The organism is Proteiniphilum sp. X52 (assembly GCF_003712195.1).
Classification (GTDB): Bacteria; Bacteroidota; Bacteroidia; order Bacteroidales; family Dysgonomonadaceae; genus Proteiniphilum.
Genome location: NZ_RDSD01000002.1, coordinates 202,202 through 216,876, shown reverse-complemented (window position 1 = coordinate 216,876; position 14,675 = coordinate 202,202). Strand labels below are relative to the sequence as shown.

The window sequence follows — 14,675 nt, the reverse complement described above, 5'->3', positions numbered from 1 at the left end:
GACTTTAGTTATATAGCTTAGGATTACAGCTGCAATCTTAACAATATTGTAATCGTATCGTAACCATTTTGTAACATTTATAAGAGACCTTTGTGGCCAAATTAATTGGGTACTGCATGGATCCTGTGTATTTAATCATTGTAATAATCTTGTTAGGCCTTGCCACATTAGACCTCGTTGTGGGAGTGGCAAACGATGCGGTCAATTTTCTTAATTCGAGTATCGGATCAAAAGTAGCTCCCCTGTGGATAATCCTTACCGTCGCTTCCATGGGAGTAATGATTGGCACGCTGTTCTCTAGCGGGATGATGGAAATTGCCCGTAGCGGTGTCTTTTACCCGGAAAAATTTACATTTCCGGCGATTATGATGCTGTTGCTCGCTGTGATGCTTACGGACGTTATTCTTCTTGATCTATTCAACACGTTCGGATTGCCTACCTCTACTACCGTCTCACTTGTATTTGAACTGCTCGGATCGGCAGTGGCTGTGGCTTTTTTCACTATCTGGACTTCAGGGTCGGGTGAGCATCTCGGGGAATTCATCAACAGCGGGAAAGCCCTGGCCATCATTGGAGGTATATTTATTTCCATCGCTATCGCATTCGTGGTCGGTTGCGTCATCATGTATATATCCCGGTTGATATTCTCTTTCAACTACAGCAAGCCTTTTAAGTACCTGGGTGCCATATGGGGTGGAATCGCTCTCACGGCTATCACCTATTTTGCAATTTTTAAAGGGCTGAAAGGAAGCGTGTTGGTGAGCGCCGACATGCTGGATTATTTAAAGCACCACATGGGAACAGCCCTTCTCTACACTTTAATAGGATGGACTCTGGCGATGGCTGTGTTTCAACATCTTTTTCGCATCAAGATACTGAAAGTGATCGTGCTTGTCGGAACGGCTGCTTTGGCAATGGCATTTGCCGGAAACGATTTGGTGAATTTTATCGGTGTATTTATGGCCGGCTACGATTCATTCCGTATAGCACAGCAGGTTACTGCTTCGGGAGGTGATATCAATCAACTCCATATGGGCCGGTTGTCAGAGCCGGTCGTCGCCAATATCTGGTGGTTGCTGGCTGCCGGAGTGATCATGGTGCTGGCGCTCTGGTTGTCCAAAAAATCCCGGTCTGTCACCGAAACAGAAGTAAATCTTGCCCGGAAAGGAGACGGAGTGGAGCGATTCTCCTCATCACCTCTTTCACGCCACATGGTGAGGAGCAGTCTCCATTTTAGTAAATCGGTCAGTAAGATAATACCTGCCTCGGCAAAAAATTTCATTAACAAACGATTCGAACCGGTAGAACTGGAAGACAAAGCCTCTTTCGATTTGATACGAGCATCCGTCAATATTACTATTGCGACTTTGTTGATCTCGCTCGGGACATCGTTGAAATTACCCTTGTCCACCACTTATGTTACTTTTATGGTGGCAATGGGAAGCTCCCTGGCCGACCGGGCCTGGGGGCGGGAAAGCGCCGTGTACCGGATTAACGGGGTCCTTACGGTGGTAGCGGGCTGGCTACTGACCGCGTTGGCGGCTTTCACTGCCTCCATGATCGTGGGATTGTTCCTGATGTGGGCTGGTAAGATTGCCGTAGTGATAATGGTGTTTCTGGTCGCTTTTATCCTGTTTAAATCGGGCAAGTTGCATTATAAACGGAAGTCCAAAGAGTTACAGCATCAGCAAATACTTTCCAGCGAACAACAACTGGTCGTTTCATGTAATAATGAAGTGCACCTCATGCTGGACAAAACACTTTTTATTTATAAGTGTATATTGGAAGCTCTGGAAGGGGAGGATAGGAAGATTGTAAGGAAAGCGATGGGTGATGCCTGTGAGTTGTATGGGAGATTCAAGGATAAACGGGATTATGAAATAGTGCCTACACTGGAAAGCATACAACTCAATGCGCTGGATCTTGAACAGGAGTATGTGCAGTTGATAGGTTACTCCTATGAAATTACCAAATCGTTGAAAGCAATCACTGAGACGACTTTCCGGTATATCGACAATAATCACACTGCCTTTTCGAAAGAACAGATAGAAGACCTGAAAGTCGTTTATAAAATCCTTTCCGAAGCCTTTATAAAATATGGTGAGATGGAAAAATCAGGAGATTACAGCCAATTTAGTCAGATAGTGAATATGCGGGAAACCATCTTGGATTTGAATCCCAAATTGACCAAACGTCAGATTAAACGGGTGAAAGCGGGAGAGTCGACTACCAGGAGCAGCATCCTTTTCCTGAACCTGGTCAATGAATCGAAAATCATCACCCTGCAGTCGAGCAATCTGATGAAGTCCCACCGTAACTTCAAGGTACAATACGCCAAGTCGGTATCAGAGCCGCATACCACCGACCGTCACTGACTTTTCCAGGTTTAGAGGCTAATCCACATCGTATCCTTTAATTCACCGATACGGAGGTATCGGTTTCGCTCTGGAATCTGTATCCCTCTTTCATCCATCCTTCTTTGAGAACCGTATAGTTTTCGATGATCCGGTAATGAATAATGGCGATTTCTTCCCCTTGTGAATAATGAGGGTTCGCATTATGTCAAAAAGTTTGCGGACTGATTAACAGGTAGTCCAAATTTTAAAGTACAATGTTTTGCCTGAGTTGTACGAGTTCTTAACTTTGTGAGAACTATTTTTAAAAATATGGCAAGAAAGAAACTCTCTCAAACACAGGCTGCATTTATTATTATCCTTTGGATTGTACTGGTTGTCTATATACTTCTATATGCAACACTAACCCCGTTCACTGTTATCTCGATTCTGATGTCGGGGGCAATTGTTTTTATTCCTGTTTACAGAAATCTAAAAAAATAGCTGTTTTACTAACATATTTAATAAAAAAACAGGAAATATTTTTGTTTTAGAAATTTATTTCTACCTTTGCATTTCAAAGTGCTTATTTAATAATATTATTTGGTTATGAGGTTTTTTCATGAACCCGGATTCTAATTGATTGGCACCGGGATCGTGATGATTGTGAGGCTGTCCCGGTTTATCTGCATATGCCGGAGGGCTTTTCATACGACCTTAGTGTAAAAAATTAATATTGACGTATGAAACGAGCAGGAGAATCATTCTTACACAAGGTACATGATTAAAGCGAGTTCCATACGACCTTAGTGTAAAAAATTAATATTGACGTATGAAATCTTCAGAAGTTTTAGATCTTCTAAAAAGGCGTTTTCCCAACGAGCCGGAATATCACCAGGCCGTGGAAGAAGTAGTGGAATCCATTGAGGATGTATACAACGAGCATCCCGAGTTTGAAAAAGCAAACCTGATCGAACGGTTGGTTATCCCCGATAAGATCCATTCTTTCCGTGTCACATGGATTGATGACAAGGGCAATGTGCAGACCAACATGGGTTACCGGGTACAGCATAACAATGCCATTGGCCCGTATAAAGGGGGCATTCGTTTTCACGCTTCGGTATCGCCTTCAATTCTGAAATTTCTTGCTTTTGAACAAACGTTCAAAAATGCGCTTACAACGCTGCCGATGGGAGGGGCCAAGGGGGGGTCCGACTTTTCACCGCGGGGCAAGTCCGACGGTGAAGTGATGCGTTTCTGCCAGGCTTTTGTGGAAGGTCTGTGGCGCGTGATCGGCCCTAATACCGATGTGCCTGCCGGCGATATCGGCGTGGGAGGCCGTGAGGTGGGTTATATGTTCGGTAAGTACAAGAAGCTGGCCGAAGAATTCACCGGCACCTTTACCGGCAAGGGGCGTGAATTTGGCGGGTCGCTCATTCGTCCCGAAGCCACGGGCTACGGTAATGTCTATTTCCTGCTGGAGATGTTGAAAACCCGGAATATCGATATCAAAGGGAAAAAATGTTTGGTTTCCGGATCGGGTAACGTGGCCCAATATACCTGCGAGAAACTGCTGGAATTGGGAGCTATTCCCGTCACCTTGTCCGATTCCGATGGTTATATCCATGATCCCGATGGCATCACGAAAGAGAAGCTGGAATTTGTGATGGAGTTGAAGAATCTCTACCGGGGACGCATCCGCGAATATGCGGAAGAATATGGTTGCAAGTATGTTCCCGGAGCACGTCCGTGGGCAGAAAAAGGGGATATCGCATTACCTTCGGCCACCCAGAACGAGATCGACCAGACGGATGCCGAAACGCTTGTAAAGAACGGCGTGATCGCTGTTTCCGAAGGAGCGAACATGCCGAGCACTCCTGAAGCCATCGCGGTTTTCCAGTCGAATAAAATATTATATGCCCCGGGTAAGGCGGCGAATGCCGGCGGAGTGTCGGTGTCGGGATTGGAAATGACACAAAACTCAGAACGCTACAGTTGGTCGGCGGAGCAAGTCGATGAAAAACTGAGATGGATCATGGCCAATATCCACGAAAATTGCGTGAAATACGGTAAAGAAGGCGACGGTTATGTTAACTACGTGAAAGGCGCCAATATCGCCGGTTTCATGAAAGTGGCCAAAGCGATGATGGGGCAGGGTATCTTGTAATGTCTATACTTAATATGGAAAAAGCGGCCGAAGCCGCTTTTTTTGTGATTTCAATTCACCTTATGAATTAGCGATTCATAAATTTTTTTTATTCTGAGAATTGCGTTATTTTTGCAACCGCAAAGGAGGGTCCGGTAGCTCAGCTGGATAGAGCAACAGCCTTCTAAGCTGTGGGTCGTGGGTTCGAATCCCGCTCGGATCACTTTCTAAATAAGGCACTTATCAGTTTTTTATGATAAGTGCTTTTCTTTATTGGGGACACTATGGGAACACAATAAGGGTAAAAGATAGATTTTTGACCGGTAGTGTTACATTCAGTGTGTCTCCAGTCTAGTTTCTTTATCAGCCTTGCAACAAAATTATTTCTTTGAACAAATTAAAAAACCCGGAAAAACCGGGCTTTTTAATTATGAGGTGAAGACTTATATTTTACACCTTTTATAAATGCATTTGCTGTTCCAAATGTCAGAAAGTAGACAAGTAAGCCGATAGGCTTTCCATATCGGAAAATTCTTTCATATTGGCATTTTCAGTTTTCCGAACCCTTTTATGAGTACGGCTGTCAGAAACAACCGACATCATTGAACCAACAATACCTTCCATGTTTCTTAATACAACATTATCCTCCTTCTCTTTGACTATGGTATACACTTCATCTGCAAAAGAACGGGAAATAAATTCAACGCCATTAAAATCGAGTTCAACAACACCACTAAAATTACCCATACTGTTGCGTATATGATCGGCATTTTGTCGGGAGCGAATATCTGAACCTATCAACTCCGCTATTTTTATAATCTTTTTCATAACCTTGCTGTTTTATCTTATAACATATTCCATGTAATTAAAGTTTTGAGGAACATCAATCGGAATCCTCATTAAGACGATTGTACCCATCCAATTCATCATGTCGGGTAACTTTACATAATCACTTCCATTCACATCGTTTCGATGGAAGGCGCCACCGGAGAGCATAAAGAAATCCCCTTTTAATCCTTCAACAAGCATCCTTTTTGTAGGGGAAATACCGAATCCCCTATTTTCACTCTCTGGCAGGTCCTTGGTGGAATATCCCTCGTTTGCGAGGCGTAATGCTTCCATTTCATTGCTATCGATTATATCCAAATACCTTCCTGCCTTGAGGTAACTACCAAATACAGATATTCCGTCATCTGCGATGCAAATATTTATACTTTTCTCTTTTTTCGGCAAGCATTGAGAAAAAATATAGCCATATTTGCCGTCCGAGTGTTGGCTTATATTACAGATCAGCTCCCCCAGCATTACTGGTGTATGTTGACTTATTGTCGTTATCCCTACTTTGTGTTGTCTTTCCAGGTCTTATCCCGGTCAGGGGTTGACTGGAGGGCGTAGCCCGGAAGGAGACCCCTGACCGATGCACAAAGGTAAAGGTTTTTGAATCCAACGATCTGAATAATTACAAGCCCATGCTCTACTTCATTCACCTGATCATTGTTGTAGGATGTCGATCTCAAAGATGCCGCCTTCTTGAGGTCTGACTCTTCCGCTCCGGGAAGGATGCAGGACCATGATTATCTGGCCTACCTATTTATCTTTATTCTGTACCATGCACACAGTCCAATTGGGTTGTACTTTTGTGGCGTTATCGAAACAAAATAATTTCAACTCAAAAGAATGCATTATGCCACAAATTGAAGTAGCTACGTTAGCGCATTTAGACCAGTTCGCTGAATTATTCAATGATTACCGGATATTCTACGAGCAACCGTCCGATTTGGAGAAAGGGAAAGCATTTCTCAAGGAACGGATAAACAATAATGACACGGTTGCGTTTCTGATAAAACAGGACGATAAGTATGTGGGATTCGCGCACCTATACCCGTTGTATCATTATAAGTCGTTAAAACGGCAATGGCTGTTGAGCGACCTGTTTGTTGATCCGGCCTATCGCGGGTTCGGATTGGCAGTGGCGCTTATCGACCGGAGCAAGCAATTCTGCGATGAGACCGATGCTTGCGGATTGCTGCTGGAAACCCAAAAGACAAATATTATTGGCAACCATCTATATCCCAAATGTGAATTTGAACAGGACATTGAACATAACTATTATAATTGGTGGAGGGTCTGACCACTCTCCCCGTCCGATAAGCTATGGATAATATCAGGACAAACTTATCAATCATCCATCAAAGGATGGAGGCGGCTTGCAAAAAAGCGAACCGACATGCGGGCGATGTGAGGTTATTACTGGCGACGAAAACCGTTCCGGCCGAAAGGATCGCGTTTGCACTGGAATGTGGAGAGAGGCTGGTGGGTGAGAATAAAGTGCAGGAATTAAAGGGGAAATACGAGGTATTGCGTACCTACAATTATGAAAGTCACTTTATAGGCCATTTGCAGACCAATAAGATCAAGGATGCATTGAAATATGTGACTTGCATCGAATCGGTGGACAGACTCGATTTAGCCCGGAAATTGGATCAGAGGCTGCAATTTGAAGGTCGGTCGATGGATATCCTGGTGCAGGTGAACAGCTCGTTCGAAGAGAGCAAGTTTGGCATAGATCCGGCGGATGCCATTCCGTTTATCAGGGAAGTCGCAAAGTATGACACGCTTGCAATCAGGGGATTGATGACCATCGGGCTATTCAGTGCCGAGGAGGAAAAGGTGAGAAGATGTTTCCGGTTACTCAAGAATATCCGGCAACAGGTCATAGAGGAGGATATCCCCAATGTGGAAATGAGGGAGTTGTCGATGGGCATGAGCGGCGATCTGGAGATAGCCATTGAAGAAGGTGCGACCATTGTGCGGGTCGGTACCGCCATCTTTGGACAGAGAATGTATCCCGACAGTTACTACTGGAATGAATCGAAACGCTGATATGGGTTCAGATATTGGCTGATAGATAGGGTAGAATAGTTCCCGATCGAAGGTCCAAAAGGGCTACAAATACTTGCTGAGAATACGTATTCCTTTCTCCAGATTGGTTTTGGAAAGAGATGCGTATCCGATCCGTAGACCCTGGATGGGTTGCTCATAACTAAACCTGTCCGGGGTATAAAAGCTGATCAACTCCGCGTTTACTTTTTCCTTTATCCGAAAAAAATCGACATCCTTCGCCGGTGTCAACCAGAAGGCCAGTCCGCCATCCGGTTTTTTGTAGGTGACTTTCTCTTTAAGATAATTCTCCAAGAGGGATGTGAAGAAATCCCTCTTCACCCGATAATAACTGTGCATCCGCTTCTGGTGTCTGCGGATATCACCGGAGAGCATCAGGTCTAAAATGGACTGCTCCATAATGGCATCGCCCTGTAAATCCACAATCTTGCGCAGTTTCCCGATCCGGACGATAAAATCGGGTGTGCTGACAATATAGCCTATCCTTATGGCGGGCGCGATTAATTTGCTTAATGTGCCTATATAGACATAGTGCTGTATCCCTTCGAAGGCGGAAAGAGGCATCACGGGACGTTGATCGAAGTGGAACTCATTGTCGTAATCGTCTTCGATGATGGTAAAGTCATATTTGTTGGATAAGCCGATAAGTTGTAGTCGGCGTGACAGGCTGAGGGTTACCGTCGTCGGATACTGATGGTGGGGAGTCAGATAGACAGCCTTTACCGCTTTTGTTTTCAGATATTTCTCGATCATAGCCACATTGACACCCTCATCGTCGACATCGATGGGTACCAATGTTGCTCCGGCATGTTGGAAGGTACGCCAGGCCGGACTATAACCGGGATTCTCCACCAGAACGATATCCCCTTTTTGGAGCAGGCTGTGGGCCGTGAGGAACAGAGCCATCTGACTGCCTCGTGTGACGCAGATTTCCGGAACACAAGTCTGCATGCCCCTGTTTTGGTTGAGCATATTCGATATTGTCTCCCGGAATTTCTCATCGCCGAATTCACTCGCCAGATTCATTATCTGCCATTGCGCCTTGCGGCTGAAAATACGGCGATAGGCTCTTGCCAGCTCTTCGACCGGTGTGCAGGTGGTATCGGGTAATCCATCATCGAAAAAGATCAGGTCATTGCTGAAAATTTCGGTCGTTTCAAGCCGGACGTGTTTCTTCTCTGCAGCCTGATACAGTTGGATTTTATCTGATACACGGGTTTTCTTTCGTTCTTCCGAAATAAGCCACCCTTCACTGATAAGAATATCAAACGCCAGGACGACGGTGTTCCTGTTGACAGACAATTCCGTCGCCAGTTGGCGTGTGCCGGGCATCGTTTCCCCGACTTTCAGCACCCCTTTTTTGATATAGCCGATGATCTGATCTGCGATCTGGAGGTAGACAGCCTTTTTGCCGGATCTGTCGAGCTTTGTTCGTAGTTGGGTAAAATCCATTCCTGGTCTATCTGTTTGTATTCATTTTGAATTACAAATATAGTCCAATAAGGCGATGTTTTTGCATATACATCCCTCCATTCGTTGACAAAAAAGCGCCGTTAGTTGATTACTTTATGGCAAACATCATGTTGTTATTATATTTGCGTCGAAAAATCACTATTCAAGTTTCGCATGTCAGTTTGAGTCGCAATCATACCACTTGCGAAAGTTGAGTCACTATTAAACAACAACGTGATATGAAGAAGAATTTACTGATTATATGCCTGATTCTTGGCATAGCGATGATGTACGCTTGCAGTAAGGATGACTTTACAGAATCTGAACTGGAGGAAACGCAACAGACTGACCCGGATCCTGAAATAGCCGATGATCCCGGTGATACGGATGACGATGATCTCAATGCCAACTCCCAAAGCATTCATTATGAGAATGCTGTTTTGATTGCATTCTCTTCAAATGGCGCTTCGGTTACCAACCCTTTTGAGAATAACGGAGTGACTGTGGAGAACAACAATGGGCATATTGTCATTACTTCAGCGATTACCGAATTAGAATTAAACTACGTACTTTCCGGAATAATTGCTGACGGTTCTGTGAAGATATATGGCGAAAAAAAGTTCGGACTTGTATTGAACGGCGTCGGGATAACCAATCCGAATGGCGCCGCGATAAACATTCAAAACAAGAAGAAAGGCACGGTTACCCTTGTGGACAACACCAACAATCGTCTTATCGACGGATCAACATACACCTACACAGACGGGGAGGATATGAAAGCGACCTTCTTCAGCGAGGGTAACGTCGAGATTGGCGGGAACGGCGCTCTCGAAATACGCGGCAAGAACAAACATGGACTTTGCACCGACGGCGCGTTGACAATCACAGCAGGAACTATCAATATTAAGGAAGCTGCAAGTGACGGGATCCATACGAACGACGAGATAACTATTTCCGGGGGCACCCTGACGATACGCTCTGTGGGCGACGGAATAGAGAGTGAGAGTAAAACGGAGCCGGTTTCAATTACCGCAGGGGACATAAGCATTATCACCACCGGAGAGAAAGGCCATGCCATAAAGACGAAATACAATGTGGAAATCGAATCCACCGGGAAGGTCGAGATAACCACGTATGGTGCAGCGTCGAAAGGGATCAAGCCCGCGGGAGACATCACAATCCGCAAAGGGGATATTACTGTGAACAGTGCAGGTGATGCTATCTGGGATACAGACGAACAGGATATTTCTTCAGCCGCAGGTATCAAGTGCGATGGCAATTTCCTTATGGAAGAGGGAACACTTACCCTGTTGAGTACAGGAAAAGGCGGTAAAGGGATCAATGTCGACGGCACGCTGATCATCAATGGTGGAACTGTGACGGTTACCACCACCGGCGACCAGTACGTTTACAACCGCAGCCACGATACCGCCGCCAAGGCGATAAAAAGTGACGGGAACCTCACAATTAACGGGGGTAATATCAAGATACGCACATCCAAAACCGAGGCCGAAGGATTGGAAAGCAAAGCCATATTGACCATCACCGGGGGAGAAATAGATATCGAAGCGTATGATGACGCGATCAATGCCTCCACGCATATACAGGTAGACGGAGGAAATATATACTGTAACAGCGCAACCAACGACGCTATCGACTCGAACGGCACGCTCACCGTAACCGGCGGTGTCATCGTGGCGGCCGGAGCTTCCCAACCCGAGGGAGGATTTGATTGCGATAACAGCCGCTTTACCATTACCGGAGGCACCCTTATCGGTATCGGTGGCGCCACCAGCACCCCTACGGCGGCTTATTGCACCCAACGTTCACTGGTTTTCAATTCTTCCTCATCCAATATCCAGTACATAAGGATAGAAAGCACTTCGGGCGGACAGGAGGTTTTAACATTCAAGCTGCCGAAAACCTATTCTTCACGAATGACGATGCTTTTCAGCAGTCCGTCCCTCGCCGCCAATACAGGATACACGATTTACACCGGAGGCACCATATCGGGCGGCACTGATTTTCATGGCTTCTATACCGGGGCAACCTATACCAAAGGTACATCGGCCGGAACTTTCACCACCGGTTCAGCCGCGGGTTCGGTCAGTACCGTAGGCACATCTATCGGACGCCCATAAGAGGTTTTGTTAATATATTGATGACTAAACAGGTAATACCGCTGTTATGTTTATCTTTGCATAACGGCGGTATCTATATTTAAACCGGCGCAGGGCAACAAATGATCAAGCAGAAACAATATATACTCGAAAACCTGATATATGCTTTTATATGGCTTGTCATGTTTATCATACCTTTGGCCGGTTATAGTTTTGAGGGGACTATTCATTGGGACGAAGTGGGAAAATATTGGGAAAGGTTGCTGCCTTTTGTCCTGCTCTTTCTCCTGAACAACTATCTGCTGATCCCCAGACTCCTGTTCCGGAGAAGACATTTGTTATATAGCGGTTTGCTACTCTTATCGATTCTTCTTCTGTTTATCGCCAGGCCGCTTATAACAGACAGTCCGTATCCCGGCCCACACCCAAAGAAAGAACAGCTATCCAGGGAAAACAATGGAGATTATTCCCGAGAGGAAAAAAGACCCGATCAGGGTGAAACGATATCTCCATATGAAGGGAAAACATCTCCTCACGAGGAGAGGATAAAACCATCACCCTTTATGGATCCGCCACCCCGGGATCGGAAAAAAGGCCCCCCGCTCATGCTGTTTCCTAAAAAATGGGGGCCATACCTGAACGGATTATTGATGGCGATGTTGGTCGCGGGATTTAACATCGCCATACGCCTCCTTTTTAAATCCATGAACGATGCCAAACAACTCGATGAACTGGAAAGACGGAATCTGCGTAATGAGCTGAACTATCTGAAAGCCCAGATAAACCCCCATTTTTTCATGAATACGCTCAATAATATTCATGCGCTGATAGACATTGACGGCAAAAAAGCAAAGCGGACGGTGGTGGAATTGTCTAAACTGATGCGATATGTGTTGTATGAGGCGGAAAAATCTTTTATCACGCTGGAAAAAGAAATAGAGTTCATAGAAAATTACATAGCGCTCATGCGGATACGATATACAGAAGATGTGGAGATCACTTCCGTATATCCGCAGGATATGCTTCATGCTCGGATACCGCCTCTGCTTCTAATTACATTGATAGAAAATGCTTTCAAGCATGGAATTAATATAAGCGGTAAATCATGTATCCATTCACGGATGACGATTGAAGATGAACATCTTTTTTATTCCGTTGCAAATACTTTACCCACCGATCCTCCGGATTCCGCATCAGTAAGGGGGATGGGATTAGATAACCTGAGAAAGCGTCTGGAGCTGCTTTTCGGAGAGGACAACTATGGTCTGGAAATATACAGCGGCGACGGAGTGTTTATGGCGAATCTCCATATACCTGTAAAAACATGAAGGTTAGATGCATAGCGATAGACGATGAACCTCTGGCACTCCAGCAGCTGTCAAGATATATAGTTGATACCGATTTTCTTGAACTGGCAGGATCATTCCCCAACGCGCTGGTCGCACAGAAATGGCTTTCAGGGAACAAAGCCGATGCGATATTTGTGGATATAGAGATGCCGGGACTCAACGGGTTGGAATTTGTCCGGAGCATGAATCAAAAACCATTGGTTGTGTTCACTACCGCCCATTCCGAATATGCGTTGGATGGATTTAAAGTGGACGCCACGGATTATCTTCTAAAACCGATCGATTACCAGGACTTTTTACGTTCAGCGGAGAGGGTGTATCGGCAATACCTGTTAATGCAGGGGATAAAAGAGGGAAAGGGCGGCAGGCATATCATCTTTGTCCGGTCGGAATATAAGACAATGGCCATAAACCTCGAAGAGATAATTTTTATCGAAAGCCGAAGTGAATATGTACGTATATTCCTCGAAGATAAAAAGCCGATCATGACGCTCGGCAGCCTAAAATCGTATCAGCAGACATTACCGTCAGACTTGTTTCTTCGTGTGCATCGATCTTTTATTGTGAATATCTCTTCGATAAAATATATTGAAAGAAAGCACATAATACTCACCAACGAAATGAATATACCTGTGGGCAAACTATACGAAAAAGACCTGAGAAAATATATCAATGAGAATACTCATAGGAAACCGACCTCTTTAAATAATCATTAAACACCCGAAGGGAATGAATATTTCCGTTAAGCTAAATGAGCAAAGGACAAACTTGTTTGGACTATGCCATAGCGAGGAATTGAAAATCGAGGAGCGAATGCGACTCAAATATCTAACTTTAGTGAATATTTTGCACATCAAAGGTTCCATATGCCGAAATAAAACAATAAAATAATCATAGGAAATAAACCCTGTTATTCAAAAGGGGGCCCTACCTGCACTGAGAGTGAAAAAATGGGATAAAGGCACAGATGTGGAATTTTTCCACGAATAGTCCGATCGTTTTGCCAATGTGATCGCCCATGGAGAATAATTCCCTACTTTTATTCCGGATTCATTGAAAATAGAATTACGCGCATTGATTTTCTAATCCAACCAAAATCTTAACTATGTTTTTATTTTTTCGTAGTGATTACGGGATCTTAAAGGCATAGTTATTTTTTTGCATTCTCATACACTCAACACTATCCCATCTTTTTGTTATAACTCTCCTATATTTAACGCGTATGGGATACGAAATTGAACGCAAGTTTCGTGTCGGGGGTGATTATAAATCACAGTCATCCAAAAATTTTTCTATCAAACCGGGTTATCTTTCCGGAATAAGTGTGATCCGTGTGCGCAGGGGTGGGTAAATCACTCCACCACTGTTACCCATCCGTACTTGTCCGGTTCGTCGCCATATTGAATGGCACGTAGTTTATGGTATAATTTTTCGCAGATCGGCCCTGCTTTGCCGTCTTTGGAAAAATGGTAACTTCTGTTCTCACTCAAATCGTCAATCCGTAAAATGGGACTGATCACGGCAGCCGTGCCGCAGGCACCCGCTTCCTCGAAGGTGGCAAGTTCCTCTTCCAATACCGGGCGACGCTCCACTTTCATTCCGATCTCTTCTGCCAGTTGCATCAGGCTCTTATTGGTGATGGAAGGCAGGATGGATTCCGATTTCGGGGTGATATAGGTGTTGTCCCTGATCCCGAAGAAGTTGGCCGGGCCACACTCGTCGATATATTTCTTTTCCCTTGCATCGAGATAAAGTACGGCGGAATAACCCATTTCGTGTGCTTTCTCACCCGACCGCAGGCTGGCGGCATAATTTCCGCCCACCTTGTAAGTCCCTGTGCCGAGGGGAGCAGCACGGTCGTATTCACGCATGATGACCATAGGGGTAGGTTTGAAACCTTCTTTGAAGTAAGGACCTACCGGTGTGACAAAAATCAGGAAAGTATATTCTTTGGCCGGTTTTACCCCTACCTGGGCACTGGTGCCAATCAGCAGCGGACGGATATACAATGATGCCCCACTCTGGTAAGGAGGTACAAAACGTTCGTTCTTCTTCACGGCTAACAGCACCATCTCTTCAAACCGTTCTACCGGCAGCTCCGCCATCATGATACCGCGGCAAGAGGATTGCAGGCGGAGTGCATTCTCCCTCATCCGGAAAATGCGGATCTTCCCGTCTTTCCCGCGAAAGGCCTTTAATCCCTCAAAAACTTCCTGTCCGTAATGCAGGCAGGTAGCTGCCATATGAAGGTTGATATATTCCGATGTTTCCAGCTCGGGATCGCTCCATTTGCCGTCGCGGTAATGACAACGGACGTTATAGTCGGTTTTCATGTAGCCGAATGATAAATTCGACCAGTCGATTACATCCATCT

General features: G+C 45.0%; 12 protein-coding genes and 1 tRNA gene. 8 read left to right on the top strand and 5 right to left on the bottom strand.

Annotated elements, in window-relative coordinates; translation table 11 throughout:
- Positions 1-92 precede the first annotated feature (92 nt).
- From D7D25_RS03290 to D7D25_RS03280, 3 genes are all read left to right on the top strand, one after another.
- Positions 93-2,375: an inorganic phosphate transporter gene (locus tag D7D25_RS03290; RefSeq protein ID WP_255417160.1), complete on the top strand. Its 2,283-nt coding sequence runs from the start codon at positions 93-95 to the stop codon at positions 2,373-2,375.
- Positions 2,376-3,165: 790 nt separating this feature from the next.
- Complete coding sequence (locus D7D25_RS03285) at positions 3,166-4,500, top strand: NADP-specific glutamate dehydrogenase (protein ID WP_122967532.1); 1,335 nt, start codon at positions 3,166-3,168, stop codon at positions 4,498-4,500.
- A gap of 128 nt (positions 4,501-4,628) precedes the next feature.
- Positions 4,629-4,702 (top strand) — tRNA-Arg (locus D7D25_RS03280).
- Positions 4,703-4,965: 263 nt separating this feature from the next.
- Here D7D25_RS03280 and D7D25_RS03275 read toward each other — a convergent pair.
- Genes D7D25_RS03275 through D7D25_RS17925 form a run of 3 tightly spaced genes read right to left on the bottom strand, consistent with a single transcriptional unit; the run spans position 4,966 to position 5,996 of the window.
- Positions 4,966-5,307 (bottom strand): hypothetical protein, encoded by a 342-nt coding sequence (locus tag D7D25_RS03275; RefSeq protein ID WP_122967531.1) that lies wholly within the window; start codon positions 5,305-5,307, stop codon positions 4,966-4,968.
- A gap of 12 nt (positions 5,308-5,319) precedes the next feature.
- Positions 5,320-5,784 carry a hypothetical protein gene (locus D7D25_RS03270; protein WP_122967530.1) on the bottom strand — a complete coding sequence of 155 codons (465 nt, stop codon included), beginning with the start codon at positions 5,782-5,784 and terminating at the stop codon, positions 5,320-5,322.
- 32 nt (positions 5,785-5,816) lie between these two features.
- Positions 5,817-5,996 (bottom strand): hypothetical protein, encoded by a 180-nt coding sequence (locus D7D25_RS17925; protein ID WP_158602525.1) that lies wholly within the window; start codon positions 5,994-5,996, stop codon positions 5,817-5,819.
- A gap of 167 nt (positions 5,997-6,163) precedes the next feature.
- Between D7D25_RS17925 and D7D25_RS03265 the strand changes: the two genes are divergently transcribed.
- Entirely contained in the window at positions 6,164-6,610 is a 447-nt protein-coding gene (locus D7D25_RS03265) for a GNAT family N-acetyltransferase (protein WP_221407949.1), read from the top strand.
- Between the two features lie 23 nt (positions 6,611-6,633).
- Positions 6,634-7,362 (top strand): YggS family pyridoxal phosphate-dependent enzyme, encoded by a 729-nt coding sequence (locus tag D7D25_RS03260; protein WP_122967529.1) that lies wholly within the window; start codon positions 6,634-6,636, stop codon positions 7,360-7,362.
- Between the two features lie 63 nt (positions 7,363-7,425).
- Here the strand turns inward: D7D25_RS03260 and D7D25_RS03255 are convergent, their stop codons facing one another.
- A complete protein-coding gene (locus tag D7D25_RS03255; protein WP_122967528.1) occupies positions 7,426-8,832 on the bottom strand; it encodes a PLP-dependent aminotransferase family protein in 1,407 nt (468 codons plus the stop codon).
- Positions 8,833-9,071: 239 nt separating this feature from the next.
- Between D7D25_RS03255 and D7D25_RS03250 the strand changes: the two genes are divergently transcribed.
- The 3 genes from D7D25_RS03250 (at position 9,072) to D7D25_RS03240 (ending at position 13,017) form a co-directional block, all read left to right on the top strand.
- Positions 9,072-10,973, top strand: a complete 1,902-nt coding sequence (locus D7D25_RS03250) for a carbohydrate-binding domain-containing protein (protein WP_122967527.1) — start codon at positions 9,072-9,074, stop codon at positions 10,971-10,973.
- Between the two features lie 101 nt (positions 10,974-11,074).
- Positions 11,075-12,280, top strand: coding sequence for a sensor histidine kinase (locus D7D25_RS03245; RefSeq protein ID WP_255417159.1), 1,206 nt, complete (start codon positions 11,075-11,077; stop codon positions 12,278-12,280).
- Entirely contained in the window at positions 12,277-13,017 is a 741-nt protein-coding gene (locus tag D7D25_RS03240) for a LytTR family DNA-binding domain-containing protein (RefSeq protein WP_122967526.1), read from the top strand. The genes D7D25_RS03245 and D7D25_RS03240 overlap by 4 nt, the downstream gene beginning before the upstream one ends.
- A 636-nt stretch (positions 13,018-13,653) precedes the next feature.
- Here the strand turns inward: D7D25_RS03240 and D7D25_RS03230 are convergent.
- The gene (locus D7D25_RS03230; protein ID WP_122967525.1) at positions 13,654-14,673 is read right to left on the bottom strand and encodes a branched-chain amino acid aminotransferase; all 1,020 of its coding nucleotides are present in this window, start codon (positions 14,671-14,673) and stop codon (positions 13,654-13,656) included.
- Between the last annotated feature and the right edge of the window lie 2 nt (positions 14,674-14,675).